The 14,578-nt window shown below is 70.2% G+C and carries 16 protein-coding genes; 8 read left to right on the forward strand and 8 right to left on the reverse strand.

Annotation, left to right across the window (positions count from 1 at the left end; genetic code table 11):
- Nucleotides 1–84: 84 nt before the first annotated feature.
- Together ABZT04_RS07465 and ABZT04_RS07470 are read right to left on the reverse strand one after the other, a co-directional pair.
- Complete coding sequence (locus tag ABZT04_RS07465; RefSeq protein ID WP_356054033.1) at nucleotides 85–897, reverse strand: LuxR C-terminal-related transcriptional regulator; 813 nt, start codon at nucleotides 895–897, stop codon at nucleotides 85–87.
- A gap of 189 nt (nucleotides 898–1,086) precedes the next feature.
- Nucleotides 1,087–1,581, reverse strand: coding sequence for a PaaI family thioesterase (locus ABZT04_RS07470; RefSeq protein ID WP_356054035.1), 495 nt, complete (start codon nucleotides 1,579–1,581; stop codon nucleotides 1,087–1,089).
- 93 nt (nucleotides 1,582–1,674) lie between these two features.
- Here ABZT04_RS07470 and ABZT04_RS07475 point away from each other — a divergent pair, with 93 nt between their 5' ends.
- The gene (locus ABZT04_RS07475) at nucleotides 1,675–2,157 is read left to right on the forward strand and encodes a helix-turn-helix domain-containing protein (RefSeq protein WP_356054037.1); all 483 of its coding nucleotides are present in this window, start codon (nucleotides 1,675–1,677) and stop codon (nucleotides 2,155–2,157) included.
- Here the strand turns inward: ABZT04_RS07475 and ABZT04_RS07480 are convergent.
- On the reverse strand, nucleotides 2,146–4,203 hold the full coding sequence (locus ABZT04_RS07480; RefSeq protein WP_356054039.1) for a GH92 family glycosyl hydrolase: 2,058 nt from the start codon (nucleotides 4,201–4,203) through the stop codon (nucleotides 2,146–2,148). The two genes, ABZT04_RS07475 and ABZT04_RS07480, sit on opposite strands and share 12 nt — an antisense overlap.
- Before the next feature lie 208 nt (nucleotides 4,204–4,411).
- Nucleotides 4,412–5,596, reverse strand: a complete 1,185-nt coding sequence (locus ABZT04_RS07485) for an alcohol dehydrogenase catalytic domain-containing protein (protein WP_356054041.1) — start codon at nucleotides 5,594–5,596, stop codon at nucleotides 4,412–4,414.
- Nucleotides 5,597–5,803: 207 nt separating this feature from the next.
- Between ABZT04_RS07485 and ABZT04_RS07490 the strand changes: the two genes are divergently transcribed.
- The 3 genes from ABZT04_RS07490 (at nucleotide 5,804) to ABZT04_RS07500 (ending at nucleotide 7,816) form a co-directional block, all read left to right on the forward strand.
- Nucleotides 5,804–6,820: an SDR family NAD(P)-dependent oxidoreductase gene (locus ABZT04_RS07490; protein ID WP_356054043.1), complete on the forward strand. Its 1,017-nt coding sequence runs from the start codon at nucleotides 5,804–5,806 to the stop codon at nucleotides 6,818–6,820.
- Between the two features lie 117 nt (nucleotides 6,821–6,937).
- A complete protein-coding gene (locus ABZT04_RS07495) occupies nucleotides 6,938–7,201 on the forward strand; it encodes a DUF5133 domain-containing protein (protein ID WP_356054045.1) in 264 nt (87 codons plus the stop codon).
- A gap of 60 nt (nucleotides 7,202–7,261) precedes the next feature.
- Nucleotides 7,262–7,816, forward strand: a complete 555-nt coding sequence (locus ABZT04_RS07500; protein WP_356054047.1) for an isochorismatase family cysteine hydrolase — start codon at nucleotides 7,262–7,264, stop codon at nucleotides 7,814–7,816.
- A gap of 24 nt (nucleotides 7,817–7,840) precedes the next feature.
- On the opposite strand, the gene ABZT04_RS07505 is transcribed toward ABZT04_RS07500, so the two are convergent.
- Nucleotides 7,841–8,539 carry a UdgX family uracil-DNA binding protein gene (locus ABZT04_RS07505; protein WP_356054049.1) on the reverse strand — a complete coding sequence of 233 codons (699 nt, stop codon included), beginning with the start codon at nucleotides 8,537–8,539 and terminating at the stop codon, nucleotides 7,841–7,843.
- 12 nt (nucleotides 8,540–8,551) lie between these two features.
- Nucleotides 8,552–8,938, reverse strand: coding sequence for a DUF6479 family protein (locus ABZT04_RS07510; RefSeq protein ID WP_356054051.1), 387 nt, complete (start codon nucleotides 8,936–8,938; stop codon nucleotides 8,552–8,554).
- A gap of 224 nt (nucleotides 8,939–9,162) precedes the next feature.
- Here ABZT04_RS07510 and ctaD point away from each other — a divergent pair, with 224 nt between their 5' ends.
- Complete coding sequence (gene ctaD, locus ABZT04_RS07515) at nucleotides 9,163–10,836, forward strand: cytochrome c oxidase subunit I (protein ID WP_356054053.1); 1,674 nt, start codon at nucleotides 9,163–9,165, stop codon at nucleotides 10,834–10,836.
- A complete protein-coding gene (locus tag ABZT04_RS07520; protein ID WP_356054055.1) occupies nucleotides 10,833–11,234 on the forward strand; it encodes a cytochrome c oxidase subunit 4 in 402 nt (133 codons plus the stop codon). Before ctaD ends, ABZT04_RS07520 begins: the two co-directional genes overlap by 4 nt.
- Here ABZT04_RS07520 and ABZT04_RS07525 read toward each other — a convergent pair.
- Together ABZT04_RS07525 and ABZT04_RS07530 are read right to left on the reverse strand one after the other, a co-directional pair.
- Complete coding sequence (locus ABZT04_RS07525) at nucleotides 11,152–12,618, reverse strand: ubiquinol-cytochrome c reductase cytochrome b subunit (protein ID WP_356054573.1); 1,467 nt, start codon at nucleotides 12,616–12,618, stop codon at nucleotides 11,152–11,154. The two genes, ABZT04_RS07520 and ABZT04_RS07525, sit on opposite strands and share 83 nt — an antisense overlap.
- 250 nt (nucleotides 12,619–12,868) lie before the next feature.
- Complete coding sequence (locus tag ABZT04_RS07530; protein WP_356054057.1) at nucleotides 12,869–13,501, reverse strand: type III effector protein; 633 nt, start codon at nucleotides 13,499–13,501, stop codon at nucleotides 12,869–12,871.
- A 127-nt stretch (nucleotides 13,502–13,628) separates the two neighbouring features.
- Here ABZT04_RS07530 and ABZT04_RS07535 point away from each other — a divergent pair, with 127 nt between their 5' ends.
- Nucleotides 13,629–14,060: an Hsp20/alpha crystallin family protein gene (locus ABZT04_RS07535; RefSeq protein ID WP_356054059.1), complete on the forward strand. Its 432-nt coding sequence runs from the start codon at nucleotides 13,629–13,631 to the stop codon at nucleotides 14,058–14,060.
- Nucleotides 14,061–14,157: 97 nt separating this feature from the next.
- Nucleotides 14,158–14,553 carry a DUF2267 domain-containing protein gene (locus ABZT04_RS07540; protein WP_356054061.1) on the forward strand — a complete coding sequence of 132 codons (396 nt, stop codon included), beginning with the start codon at nucleotides 14,158–14,160 and terminating at the stop codon, nucleotides 14,551–14,553.
- Nucleotides 14,554–14,578: the final 25 nt, after the last annotated feature.

A 14,578-nucleotide genomic window follows, 5' to 3' on the forward strand; every position in this document is an offset into this window, starting at 1 on the left:
CGGTGCCGGGTGCGGGTCCTGGGGATCCGGGGGTCCAGAGCGATCATCGGGCATCGACGGGGTTCGGGGCAGTGGCCCTGCGGCTCAGCGTCCCGTCCGCCGTGGCAGCAGCCCGATCTCCTGCGCCCGCAGCACCGTGCTCACGCGGTCGCGGGTGCCCAGCTTCCGGTACAGGCTCTCGACGTGTTTGTGCACCGTGCGGACGGAGATGCCCAGGCGGTGGGCGATGGCCGAGGCGGTGAGGGCGTCGGCGAGCAGGAGGAGGACGGTGACCTGGCGGGGAGTGAGCCCGGACTCCGCCGTCGCCTCGGGTGGTGTCGTGGTCGCGCGCCAGCGTTCGAGGAGTTGCCGCTGCTGTTCCACGCCGGCCAGCAGGGGCTGCATCTGCTCGGCGATCCGGACGTGGTCCTCGGTGAAGTCGCCGCCCGCGCGGTAGACCATGCAGCCGGTGACCGGGGTGGCCGTGCCCGGCAGCGGGAGCGCGAGGACGTGGTCGGCGTCCATCAACCTGCTGATCGTGCCCGCGGTGCGACTGTCCGCCCAGCCCTTCCCGGCCATCCGTCGGGCGGTCCCGGGTCGGCGGGCGGCACCGGCCGTGACGTAGTGGTCCGCGAAGGGGTACCCCCTGCGCAGCACCGCCATCGCCTCGTCCCCGATGGCCCCGATGCCATCGATGCCGTCGAGCCGTCCGAAGTGTGCCGCGGCGGCGGGCGAGAGCCCCATCGCGCCGGTCCGGTCGGTCCATTCGCCGAGCTTGTAGATCAGCGCCTCTCCCCCGATCAGGCCCGGCAGGGCCTCGGCGACCATCGGCCACAGCCGCTCGGGGTCCCGTTCGTGCAGCGCGGCCACCGCCACCGCCAGCATGCGTTCGTACGCCCCGGCCGCCCCGCCCGTCATACGCCTCACGATCCCGCGTGTGTCATTTCCACGTACGCACCTACCTACGTACTTCTCCCCATATCACCACGGCCATGGCGCCAGGCAGAATTCACAGCGTTCCGTCAGCGCCTTCGACCTTGTGGATCAAGGGAGTTGACGGTACGGATCCGCCTGCGCGGGGGACAGGCGGATTTTCGCCGTCCCGGGTCACGCACCCGGGACGGGAAACAGCAGGCAACTGCTGGTGGCGTGCGCGAGCAGCCGGTCCTTCTCGTCGAACAGCTCGGACTGGGCGAGCGCGGTGCGCCGTCCGCCGTTGAGGACGGTACCTACGGCGCGGACCCGCCCGGTGTCGGCCGTGATCGGGCGCAGGAACTTCACGGTCAGGTCGAGCGAGGTGTACCCCATGCCCCGCGGCAGGGTGGACTGCACCGCGCAGCCCGCGGCGGAGTCGAGCAGGGTCGCGTAGACCCCGCCGTGCACGCTGCCGATGGGGTTGTAGTGCTCCTCCCCCGGTATCAGGGAGAACACCGCGCGTCCGTGCTCCACCTCGTCGAGGGTGAAGTTCAGGGTGGCGCCGATGGGCGGCGCGGGCAGCCGCCCGCCGATCAGCTCCCGCAGGAACTCCAGACCCGTGGCCTGTCCGACGGCGGCCGCCGAGACCCCCGGGTCCTCCCACTCGTAAGTGCGTGACCGTCCCATACGGCGTTACCTCCCAGTCTGGCTTCCACGATGAAAGCTAGATCCGGTGACGGCTGGCTGTCAATGACAGAGCCAGGTGGCTATGGTGGCGGCATGGAATGGCTCGATGTGAGCACGGAGAACTGTCCGGTCCAGAGCACGCTCGATCTCGTCGGCGAGAAGTGGACCCTGCTGATCCTGCGGGACGCCTTCATCCGGGTCCGCCGTTTCGACGACTTCCGGCGCCATATCGGGCTCTCGGACGCGGTGCTGTCCGACCGGCTCCGCAAGCTGGTCGCGGCCGGCATCCTGACGACCGTGCCCTACCGGCAGGCGGGGAGCCGGACTCGGCACGAGTACCGGTTGACGGCCAAGGGCCGTGATCTGTGGCCGGTCCTCATGGCCCTGCGGCAGTGGGGCGAGGCCTATGCCGCCGATCCCGCGGGCCCGGTCCTGGACGTCCGGCACACCGGGTGCGAGGCGCCGGTGCGGGTGGTGGTGGAGTGCGACGGACCGCACGGCGCACTCGCACCGACCGAGGTGACGGCCGCTCCCGGACCCGCGGCCCGTCCCGTTCGAACTCCGCTACCGGAGTGACTGCTTGGGCGACGCGGCGCCGACCGTGAGCGAGGTGCCGTCGCCCCGGTGGACGGTGGCGGTGGGGAACAGCGGTGCGCTGCGGGTGAGTCGGGCGCTGCCGGGGACCTCGGGGTACAGGCCGAGGCTCGCCCACACCGCCCAGGACGACATGGCGCCGAGGTCGTCGTTGCCGACCAGTCCGCCGGGGGTGTCGCTGAACAGCGTGGACAGGGCGCGCTGCACGACGGCCCCGGCGCGGTCGGTGTGGCCGACGTGGGTGTAGGCCCAAGGGGTGGCGAACGAGGGCTCGTTGCCGAGGTAGGCGTAGGGCTCGCCGGCACCGGCGTTGAGGCTGGTGAAGAAGGTGTCGAGGCGGGCGGTGACGGCCGCGTCGCCGCCCATCGCGGCGAACAGGCCGGGCAGGTCCTGCGGAACCATCCACGTGTACTGGGCGGCGTTGCCCTCCACGTACTCCGTCTTCTGGGCCGGGGTGAAGGCCGGCCAGGTCCCGTCGGCGGCGCGGGGCTGGAGGTAGCCGGTGGCGGGGTTGAAGAGGTTGCGCCAGTTCCCGGAGGCGCGCAGCAGGGTGTCGTAGGCGGTCGAGTCACCCAGTCGGTGCGCGAGTTGGGCCAGCGCGTAGTCGGCGACGGCGTATTCGAGGGTGGTGGAGACCGAGCCCCAGACGCCCTTGGTGCCGGCGGGGACGTAGCCGAGGGTGTCGTACTGCAGGTGTCCGGGGCGCTGGCGGTCGTCGTGTCGGCCGGCGAGGGCCGTGCGCAGCAGTGCGGTCGCGTCGAAGTCGGTGGCGCCGAAGGCGTGCACGGCGGAGGCGATGGCGGGGAGCGGGTCGCCGACCATGACGCCGCTGCCGCCGTTCGCGAGGGTCCAGCGGTCGAAGTAGCCTGCCTGGAGGCCCTGGTTGAGGACGGACTGCGCGATGTCGGAGGCCTCGCGCGGTGCGAGCAGGGCCAGGAGCTGGACCTGGCAGCGGTAGACGTCCCAGCCGGAGAAGTTCGCGTACTGCACATGCCCGGCCCGGGTTTGGTGGACGGTGCCGTTCATTCCGATGTAGCGGCCGTCGGTGTCGCTGAAGACGCTGGGGTGCAGGAGGGCGTGGTAGAGGGCGGTGTAGAAGACGCGGCGCTGGGCGTCCGTGCCGCCGTCGACGGTGATGCGGTTCAGCCACCGGTTCCAGTCGGCGCGTACGGCCTGCTGGATGGCGTCGTAGGACCGCGCCTTCTGCTCTGTCAGTGCGTTGCGCCGCGCGCCCTCGACGTCGACGAAGGAGACGCCGACCCGGGCGGTCACCGTGCGCACGTCGGGGGCGAAGGTGACCATGGCCGCGCCGGCTCTGCCGTCGGGGTGGGTGGCCTGGGCGAAGGGCTGGTCGAAGGTGGCGTGGAAGTAGAGCCGGTAGCGGTTCTTGGACTTGCAGAAGGCGCCGCTGTCGCTGTAGCCGGACAGGGTGTTGGTGCCGATGTCGACCGATCCGGTGGCCGCGGTGAACGCCTTGGCCGCGTCGATGCTCAGGGCGGCGGGGCGGGTGTCGGTCGCCGGATAGGTGAAGCGGGCGATGCCCGAGCGCTGGGTGGTGGTCAGATCGGTGCCGATGCCGTTCTCGAAGGTGACGTGGTAACTGCCGGGCGCCGCCTGCTCGTTGGCGTGCGAGAAGGTGGCGTACGCCGGCGGTGCGGCGTCCTGGGTGGGCATGAAGGGCACGTTGCCGTAGGCGGCGCAGCCGGCTCCGGAGATGTGCGCGAGGCTGAAGCCGCGGATGCGGTTGTCGCCGTAGGAGTAGCCGCCGTGCTGGTAGGTCACCGTGTCGGGGCTCCACTGCACCCCGCCGAGCGGTGCCGAGGCCCCTGGGAACGTGTTGCCGGCGCCGCCGCCGTGCCCGAAGTCGGTCCCGCCGGGGGCGGTGCCGACGAACGGGTTGACGTATCGCGCGAGGTCGTCGACGGCCCGGGGCCGGGGCTTGCCGTCGGCCCGGACCGGGGCGGCGGCCGCTCCGGACGCCACGAGCACCGAGGCCGCCAAGGCGGCCCGAAGCAGGGGAAGTCGCACCACGTTTCTCCAGCCAGAGGGGGAATCCGCCGCCTGCGCGGCGCCGGACCGCAGTGTCCCCAACGCGGCGTCCGCTCCCGTGCCGCCACACCGGCGTGGCCCGAGGACCAGCCGGTCGGGTCATCGCTCCCCTACGTCTCCGATGGGCTGTTGCGACAGGTTCGGCTGGCGCCGGTGCTGGGCGTGGTGCTGTTCGGGCTGCGCCTGGTCAGGGACGCAGCAGGGTTTTGACCATGCCGTCCCGCTTGGCCTGGAAGGTCGCGTAGGCCTGGGGCGCGTCCTCAAGCGGCAGGTGGTGGGTGGCGAAACCGTCCACGCCGAGGGGGTCCTCGTCGATGAGCAGCGGCAGGATCTCCGGCACCCAGCGCCATACGTTCGCCTGGCCCATCCGGAACTGGAGCTGCTTGTCGAACATGCGCAGCAACGGCAGCGGGTCCATGGCACCGCCGTACACCCCGGAGAGCGAGACGGTCCCGCCACGACGTACGAGATCGATCGCCGCGTACAGCGCGCCGAGCCGGTCCACTCCCGCCTTCTCCATGAACGGCTGGGCCAAGGCGTCGGGCAGCAGCGCGGTCGCCCACTGAGCGGCCTTGGTCACCGGGTTCCCGTGCGCCTCCATGCCGACCGCGTCGATCACCGCGTCGGTGCCGCGCCCACCGGTCAGTTCACGCACCGCGTCCCCGAGGTCCTTCTCGTGCCGGCGCAGGTCCAGGCAGGTCACACCGTGCGCGGAGGCGCGGTCGAGTCGTTCGTCCACGAGGTCGACGCCGATGACGAGGCCGGCGTCCCGGTGCCGGGCGATACGCGCGGCCATGTCGCCGATCGGGCCGAGCCCGAGCACGGTGAGCGTTCCACCGGGTGGCACCGCCGCGTACTCGACGGCCTGCCAGGCGGTCGGCAGCACGTCGGAGAGGTAGACGAAACGGTCGTCGGCCGGCCCGTCGGGCACCTTGATCGGCAGGTTGTTGCCGAACGGCACCCGCAGGTACTCGGCCTGCCCGCCCGGCACCTGCCCGTACAGCTTGGTGTAGCCGAAGAGGGAGGCACCGGAACCGTAGGCGCGCACCTGTGTCGTCTCGCACTGCGAGTGAAGGCCCTGGGCACACATGAAGCAGGTGCCGCAGCAGACGTTGAACGGGATGACGACCCGGTCCCCGCGCGCGACGGCGTGCACCTCGGGGCCGGCCTCCTCGACGACACCCATGGGTTCGTGTCCCAGGATGTCGCCCGGGTCCAGGAACGGCCCGAGGACTTCGTACAGGTGCAGATCGGAACCGCAGATACCGGTGGACGTGATGCGCACGATCACGTCGTCGGGCTGCTCGATCACGGGATCGGGGACCGTCTCCACCCGGACGTCCCGTCGACCCTGCCAGGTCAGAGCGCGCATACTGTCCGCCTCCTCGCTTGTCCTTCGACCAGTGATGAGAACGGCCGGGTGTCCGCTGTGCGCACCCTCAACCATCGGTCGCCGTCAAGTGGGCTGCCGGGGCGCACGCTCGGAGACGGAGTCCGGCCGGCATCGGATTACCGGTCCGCGAGGGGGGTACTCAGCGGTACCGGGGATTCCGTCCTCAGTCGCACAGGGAGACATTCCATGTCGACACCACCGCCGTCTCGTTCGACCGAGCCCCTGCACGACCTGTCCGCCGTGGTCACCGGCGGCTCACGCGGTCTGGGCCTCCTCCTCACCGACGAGCTGATGCGGCGCGGCTGCCGCGTGACCATCGCCGCGCGCGACACCGCCGAGCTCGAGCGGGCCGGCGAGCTGCTGCGGCAACGCCATCCCACGGGCTCGGTTCGCACCGTCGTGACCGACGTGCGCGACAAACAGTCCGTCGCCGACCTGTTCCATGGGACAGCCGCGGACCTCGGAAGCGTGGACGTGGTCATCGCCAACGCCGGCATCATCCAGGTCGCACCCGCCGAGACCGTCGGCGCGGCCGGATTCGACGACGCGATGAACACGATCTTCTACGGCGCACTGAACACCAGTCTGGAAGCGCTCCCCCGCCTGCGCGAGAGCCGGGCCGGCGGACGGCTGGCCCTGATCGGCTCGGTGGGCGGTCTGCTCGCCGTACCGCATCTGCTGCCGTACTCGTGCGCCAAGGCCGCCGTGGGGGCCTTGGCCGAAGGGCTGTACGCGGAGGCGGCACGCGACGGTGTGTCCGTGACGGCCGTACATCCGGGCCTCATGCGCACCGGCTCGCATCTGCACGCCCTGTTCGGCGGTGACCGGCCGCGCGAATTCGCCTGGTTCTCCGCTCTCTCGGGCACACCGTTGATATCGATGGACGCGCGCCGCGCGGCCGATCGGATCGTCACCGCCGTGCAGCGCCGCCGCCTCCGTCTCGTGCTCACCCCTGCCGCTCGCGCGGCCGACAAGGCCCACGGCCTCGCCCCGGTACTCACCTCACGGCTCAGCCACGTGGCGACCGCACTGCTGCCGAGCGCGGAGGACGAGCCTGAGCTGCGGCCGGGTATCGACGTCGAACCGGTCGCCCCACGCACCCTCGGCGAACGCCTGCGCTCGGTGGGCAGCGCGCTCAACGACCGGTCGGCACGGGCCTACAACGAACGCCACCGCACCGCCGCGGAGCGACGCCACCCCTGAAAGAGCGGGGCGAATGACCCATGGTCCGTAGGCGCGCGGGTAACCACGACCACGCATGAAACGTGCCTGGCGGGACACCCGGGGAGCGAGTCACTTCAGAACAAGGAGCCGCTTCGCATGGTCACTCCCCCTCCCCGGATCCTGCGCGTGCTGCTGGCTCGCTACGCCGAAGCGTGCGTGCGGATGCTCGAACACGACACAGCGGCAAGGCGGAACACCCTCAAGGACATCGCGAACACGCTGTGCGCGGTCACCGGGACCGGCGAGATCAGGGAAGCCCTCACCACGGCGGACCGGCTGCTCGCCGAGGAGCAGGCGGACGCGGCGGCCCGCCGACATGGGGCAGGCCCGACTCGGAACGACCGGACCCTGACGGCCTGAACCTTCTCGAAAACGGAAACCGCGGCTGCTCGGGGCTCCCCTTTTCCCTTGGTGGTAGGCATGGCAGAGACCGCGCTGATCGTCATCGACATGATCAACACGTACGACCACGACGACGCCGACCTGCTGCTGCCCTCCGTGAAGGCATGCCTGCCCGGAGTAACCAGGCTGCTGGAACGCGCGCGCCGGTCCGGCGTCCCTGTCATCTACGTCAACGACAACTTCGGCCAGTGGCGCTCCCACCACGGCGAACTCCTGGAGGCCGCGCTGCGCGGCCCGCACGCGGACCTGGTGCGGGCCGTCGCCCCCGACGACAGCTCGCTGTTCGTCGTCAAGGCACGACACTCCGCCTTCTACGAGACCCCGCTCAGCTATCTCCTCGGCCAGGAAGACGTCGACCAGGTGGTGCTCTGCGGACAGGTCACCGAGCAGTGCGTGCTCTACTCCGCGCTCGACGCCCACATCCGGCACCTGAAAGTGACCGTGCCCCGCGACGCCGTCGCCCACATCCACCAGGACCTGGCCGAAGCCGCCCTGCGGATGATGGAACGCAACATGGCCGCACACATCACCACCGCCGACGACGTGCACTTCTCCGACGCCACCGGCCACTGACAGACAGCCGGCCGCTCGGCGCGATCAGCTGTCGTCCCTCCGCAAGGCCCTCGCGGCGACTTCCAGGTCCGCCACCAGCCCCGCGTAGGCGGCTTCCCTGTCGTCGGACCTCAGCACGGCCGACGGATGAATCGTCGCCATCGCCCAGCGCTCCGCCACCTCGCCGCCTCCGTCCTCGTCCGGTAGCGGAATCAGGGTTCCGCGGTCCTTGGTCACGCGGAACGAGCGTCCGAGCAGCGCCTTCGCGGCCGTCGCGCCGAGGGCCACGACCACCTCCGGCCGGATCAGGCGCAGCTCGGCCCGGAGCCAGGGCCGGCAGGCGGTCAGCTCGCGCAGGTCCGGCGGCTTGTGGATACGGCGTTTGCCGCTTTCGGCGAGGGTGAACTTGAAGTGCTTCACCGCGTTGGTGACATACGTACTGTCCCGGTCGATCCCGGCCTCTGCCAGGGCCTTGTCCAACAGTTGGCCGGCCGGTCCCACGAAGGGCTCGCCCCGCCTGTCCTCCTGGTCCCCGGGCTGCTCCCCGACGAGCACGATCCGCGCTGTGGACGTGCCCTTGCCGAAGACCGCCCGGGTGGCCTTCTCGAAGAGGGGGCAGCCCCGGCACTCGGCCGCCGCCTGCCGGTGCGCGGGCAGCCCGCCGCGCTCCGGCAGATAAGGGGTCGCGTCGTACGCGCCCGGACCCGAGGCATCGTGCCGGTGCGCGTCCCCGGGTCGGCTCATCCGCTCACCTGGTTACTTCCTGCCGGACCCACCGCTCCCGAAGGAACCGCTGGAACCGGGCTCCCACTTGGGAACGTCCTGGCTCTCGCCGCGTCGGCTCCCTGAGGCGTGAAGGTTGCTCGGCCTGAGCCGCTCGCTCTCGTCGGCGGCCTGGGGGACCTCGTCCGGCTCCCGCACCTCACGCACTTCCCGTACGGGTCCGGACTCCGGCAGCTTGGGGTGTTCGTCCGGTCGGGGCGGCCGCGGCTCCCGCCGCCGCACCTTCATACCCAGCCAGACCGCCCACGTCAGCAGACCCACGACAACGAGACCGCCGACAAAAGCGCCGAGCGCCCCCCTCGCGGCGTCGGACGCGGCGAGGTACTGGAGTGCGTTCTGAAGTCCGCTCTGTGTCGTCATGGGCACCGGGTACCCGGTCGGCGCGGCGATAAAAAACCGTCCTCCTGTCGTGATCGTTGCTCCGAACGTCGCTGTCGTCCCCCGCGCCCTCGTGGCACGGACGGATCTCGCCGGTCCCGGCGGTACCGTCGCGGCCCGGAGCCCCCTTCGGCCGTCGTGACATCGCCCGTTTCCCAGGGGGCCGCCGGGGAACTCGCCCGGGGTTCTTTCGCCGGAGGAGGAGCATGACCGAACTGTCGGAACGACGCGACGACACACGGCAGGACGAGGTGGGCACACCCTCGCTGGGACGTGCGCTGCTGCGCTGGGCCTCCACGACCGATCACAAGGTGATCGGCAAGCTCTACATGGTCACGGCCTTCTGCTTCTTCCTGTTCGCCGGACTGCTGGCGCTGGGGATGCGTGCCGAACTCGCCCGTCCCGGGCTGCAGTTCATGAACGAGCACACCTACAACCAGCTCTTCACGGTGCACGGCACGATCATGATGCTGCTGTTCGCCACCCCCATGTTCGCGGGGTTCGCGAACGCCGTGATGCCGTTGCAGATCGGCGCTCCCGACGTCGCCTTTCCTCGCCTCAACGCGCTGTCCTACTGGATGTACCTGTTCGGCGGCCTGATGGTCGTGTCGGGGTTCCTGGTGCCCGGCGGCGCCGCGGCCTTCGGCTGGTTCGCCTACGCGCCGCTGAACAGCTCCTACCACTCCCCCGGCGCGGGCGGTGACCTGTGGGTGATGGGGCTGGTGGTGACGGGCGTCTCGACGACCCTCGGCGCGGTCAACTTCATCACCACCATCCTGTGTCTGCGCGCGCCCGGAATGACGATGTTCCGGATGCCGATCTTCACCTGGAACATCCTGTTCACCTCGATCCTGGTGCTCCCCGCCTTTCCCGTCCTGACGGCGGCCCTGCTCGCCCTGGAGACGGACCGGAAGTTCGGGGCGCACGTCTTCGACGCGGCGGACGGCGGCGCCCTGCTGTGGCAGCACCTGTTCTGGTTCTTCGGGCATCCAGAGGTCTACATCGTGGCGTTGCCGTTCTTCGGGATCATCTCGGAGATCCTGCCGGTGTTCTCCCGTAAACCGCTCTTCGGGTATCTGCCGCTGATCGGCGCGACCATCGCCATCACGATGCTGTCGTCGGTCGTGTGGGCGCACCACATGTTCGCCACCGGGGCGGTGCTGCTGCCGTTCTTCTCCCTCATGTCGTTCCTGATCGCGGTCCCCACCGGCATCAAGTTCTTCGCGTGGATCGGCACCATGCGCAAGGGATCCCTGTCGTTCGAGACCCCGATGCTGTGGTCAGCTGGGTTCCTGGTGTCGTTCCTGCTCGGCGGCCTCAGCGGCGTCCTGATCGCGTCGCCGCCGCTCGACCTCCATCTCACGGACTCGTATTTCATCGTGGCGCATCTGCACTACGTCCTGTTCGGCACCGTCGTCTTCGCGATGTTCGGCGGCTTCTACTTCTGGTGGCCCAAGTTCACCGGGAAGATGCTGGACGAGCGGCTCGGCAAGCTGCACTTCTGGCTGCTGTTCCCCGCCTTCCACCTGACGTTCCTGGTGCAGCACTGGCTCGGAGAGGCGGGAATGCCGCGCCGGTACGCGGACTACCTGCCCGCCGACGGATTCACGGCCCTCAACACCCTTTCGTCCGTCGGGGCGTTCCTGCTCGGGATCTCCACCCTGCCCTTCCTGTACAACGTCTGGCACACGGCGAAGCACGGACGTCGCGTGGAGGAGGACGACCCGTGGGGCTACGGGCGCGCGCTGGAATGGGCGACGTCCTGTCCGCCGCCCCGCCACAACTTCGTGGCCCTCCCCCGGGTGCGGTCCGAATCTCCGGCCTTCGACCTGCACCACCCCGAGATCATCGAACTGACCAAGGCGGAGGGACCGCGATGAAGGTGGAGGCCCTGCTCTTCGGCGGTGTGGCGGTGTTCTTCGCCGGTGCCGCCGCCCTCTACGGCTGGTGGTCAAGGGACCCGGCCGGGACGGCGGCGCTGGCGGTCGCCTTCCTGATGGCAGCGCTCGTCTCGTTCTTCTGCGCGGTCCAGTACCGCCGCAAGGGGCGGCGCCCCCAGGACCGCACCGACGCCGAAGTGGCCGACGGTGCGGGCCCGTTGGAGTTCTTCCCGGCGCAGAGCCCCTGGCCGCTGATCACGGCTCTTGGCTTCGCGGTCGTGTGCACGGGCGTGGTCTACGGGCTGTGGCTGCTGCTCATCGGCTTCGGTGTTCTGGCTCGGGGAGTTCTCGGGATGGTGTTCCAGTACGCGAACCGGGGCGTGGGCCAGGAGGACTGACGGCGGCGGGTGTCCTGGGCGCACCCGGCCGGAACTTCTCGACGGGCAGATGGTCGCTCTCGTATCCGCCGTTCACGGACTGCCGTACGTCGCCTGATTCGTCGCCCTTCGTCAGGCGCTCCCGTTCTGCCTCCAAGAGGGCACGGCACAGGGTCCGGGTGACGAAGAACGCGATCACGGGCGCCACGACCAAGGCGATCCGCAGTACCCAGGTCAGCGCGTTCAGGGAGATCCGGAACGTCTGCGCCACGACGTCGTTGCCGCCGGCCATCAGCAGCACGCCGTAGAAGACGATCCCGGCGACGCCGAGGCCGGTGCGGACGGGCCGTTCGCGCGGGCGGTCGCAGAGGTGGTGTTCCTGGTCGCGCTCCCCCGTCAGCCGCTGTTCGACGAACGGGTAGGCGTACAGGGCGAGGAAGAACAGGCCGGGCAGGACGACGGCCGGGAGCAGCACGTTCCACATGATGGTGTGTCCGGCGATGTTCGTCTCCCAGGGCGGCACCAGCCGCAGCGCGCCCTCCAGGAAACCCACGTACCAGTCGGGTTGGGAGCCGGTCGACACCTGGTCGGGGCGGTAGGGGCCGTACGTCCACACCGGGTTGATCTGGGCGACGGCGGCGAGCACGGCCAGTATGCCGAAGACCATGAGCGACAGGCCGCCCGAGGTCGCCGTGAACTGGGGGTAGAGGGGTTTGCCGACGACGTTGCCGTTCGTCCTGCCCGGGCCGCGCCACTGGGTGTGCTTCAGATAGAACACGAGGATCAGATGCACGGTGACGAGCCCGATCAGGAGGCCGGGCAGCAGCAGGATGTGCATGCCGTACAGCCTGGGAACGATCTCGTGGCCGGGGAACTGGCCGCCGAACACGAACATGCTCACGTAGGTGCCGACGACCGGGATGGACGCCATGATGCCCTGGGCGATCCGCAGCCCCGTGCCGGAGAGCAGGTCGTCGGGGAGCGAGTAGCCGGCGAAGCCCTCGGCCAGGGCGAGCACGAACAGCGTGACGCCGATGACCCAGTTCGCCTCGCGCGGTCGGCGGAAGGCCCCGGTGAAGAAGATCCGCAGCAGGTGCAGTCCGATCGCGCCGATGAAGACGAGCGCCGCCCAGTGGTGCAGTTGCCGGATCAGCAGTCCGCCGCGGACGTCGAAGCTGATCCGGAGGGTGGAGTCGAACGCCTCCGACATACGGACGCCGCGCAACGGGCCGTAGCTTCCGGCGTACACCACCTCATGCATGTCGGGCGTGAAGAACAGGGTCAGCCACACGCCGGTGAGCACCAGGACGATCAGGCTGTACAGCGCCAACTCCCCCAGGAGGAAGGACCAGTGGTCGGGGAACGCCTTGCGGAGAAGTTTCCCCGCGCCGTCGTACGACGGCAGCCGCGCGTCGACGGCGTCCGCGAGACGTTCTCCGGGCGGGCGCCCGGGAGGGTCTTCGACGGGCTCCCTGCCAGATTTCCGGCCCACGGACCGCCTCCTTCTGTACCGACTGCGCTGCCCGGCTCAGCCCATCCCTTGCCTCCGATTCCGCACGCGAGTACCCGGATCACGCGAAACACTCGCCCGGCCCGGGGACGGCACTCCTTCGGGCGCACGGGCACGGTCGAGGGGGCTCGGAGAGGACTCGGCCTCAGGGTGGTGTGAGCATGTCGAGTTGGGCCGCAAGGCCGGGGTGGGCGGTGGCCAGGTGGGGGCGTGCGGCATTGAGGGGGCGAATGAGCTCGGCGGGGTCGTCCTGGGCAAGGGCCGTGTGAAGCTCGCCGAGCGGGCCGCGGGCCGCTTTGGGCAGGTCGGTGAGGGCGGTGATCTGGCCGGCGAGTCGGCGCAGGTCGGCCGCGTTGGCGCGAGCCCAGGAGGCGGTGGTGCGCCGGGCGGCGCGGCGTTCGCGGGTGGCCTGGACACGTTCCTCGCCGGTGGATCCGGCCGGGCCGGGACGGCCGCGCAGGTAGCGGCGTTCGGCGGCCTGGCGGCTGGCGACGCCCAGGGGGTCGGCGAGATCCGCCCAGCTGGCACCCGCGTCGCGGGCGGTCTCGATCAGTCCGGTCTCCCATCCGGCGAGCTGCTCGCGCACCTGCCTCAGCAGCATCAGGGAGGCCAGCACCTGCTCCGGCCCCGGACCGAGGCCGTTGGACGTGTCCGGGGACTCTCTCCGGGCGTCGCGCAGGGCGTCGTCTATGGCGTGGAGCGCTGCCGCGGCAGCGAGGAAGGACGTCGGGCTGTGGGCGTTCGGGCTGGCCGTGGACGGCCGGTCACCTGCGGTCACGGGCATCTCCCTCTGGTCGTCATCACGTGGACGACATCATGTTTGTCATCCACTCGATGACATGTTACAACGGTGTCAGCGAGGCGCATTGGCAGCAACTGCCCGAACCTGCTGGAGGTGTTTCACGATGTTGATGCGCACTGACCCCTTCCGTGAGCTGGACCGGCTGGCACAGCAGCTCATGGGCCCTGGCACCTGGTCACGGCCGTCGGCGATGCCGATGGACGCCTACCGCGAGGGCGACGAGTACGTGGTGGCCTTCGACCTCCCCGGCGTCACCTCGGACGCCATCGATATCGACGTCGAGCGGAACATGCTGACCGTCAGGGCCGAGCGACGGCCGGTGACGAAGGCCGACGACGTACAGATGGAGCTGTCCGAGCGGCCTCTGGGTGCCTTCTCCCGCCAGATCGTGCTCGCCGACACCCTCGACACCGAGCACATCCAGGCCGACTACAGCGCGGGCGTGCTCACCCTGCGCATCCCGATCGCCGAGCGCGCCAAGCCGCGCAAGATCTCCATCGGCGTCGGATCCGGCCGCAAGGAGATCTCCGACTGACACCAGCCGGACCGATGCGGAGGGCGGACACCTGATCTCCCCCTCATTCCGCCCTCCGCATCCCCTGTGCAGTCCGAAGAAGAAGAGGGCGGCCGAGATGACCCTGCGACGCGAAGCGTTCCTCGACCACGTGTCCGAACGCGGCGAGTACGCCACTTTGGAGGAAGCCGAGCGCGCGGCCCGTGTGGTGCTCGCCCTGCTCGGCGCGCACCTGGTCGGCGACGTCCGTGCCCAGTTGGCGGCGCGCCTGCCGGAGGGCTTCGCCCTGATCCTGCTCAATCCGCTGCACAGCGCCGAGCCGCTGTCCGCGGAGCGGTTCGTCCGCGCGACCGCCGCATGGATCGAGGGCGCCAGCGAGCAGACCGCGGCCTGGGACGTGAGCGCCGTGCTGTCCACCGTCGCCGACGCCGTCGGCGAGGATCTGCTGGGTCAGATCCTGCTCCAACTCCCCGCCGGCTACGACCTGCTCTTCGGCCGCCCTCAGCCCACCTGACCATCCCGCACCCCGGTGCCCGGAC

This window comes from Streptomyces sp. NPDC005492, from assembly GCF_040605995.1.
Classification (GTDB): domain Bacteria; phylum Actinomycetota; class Actinomycetes; order Streptomycetales; family Streptomycetaceae; genus Streptomyces.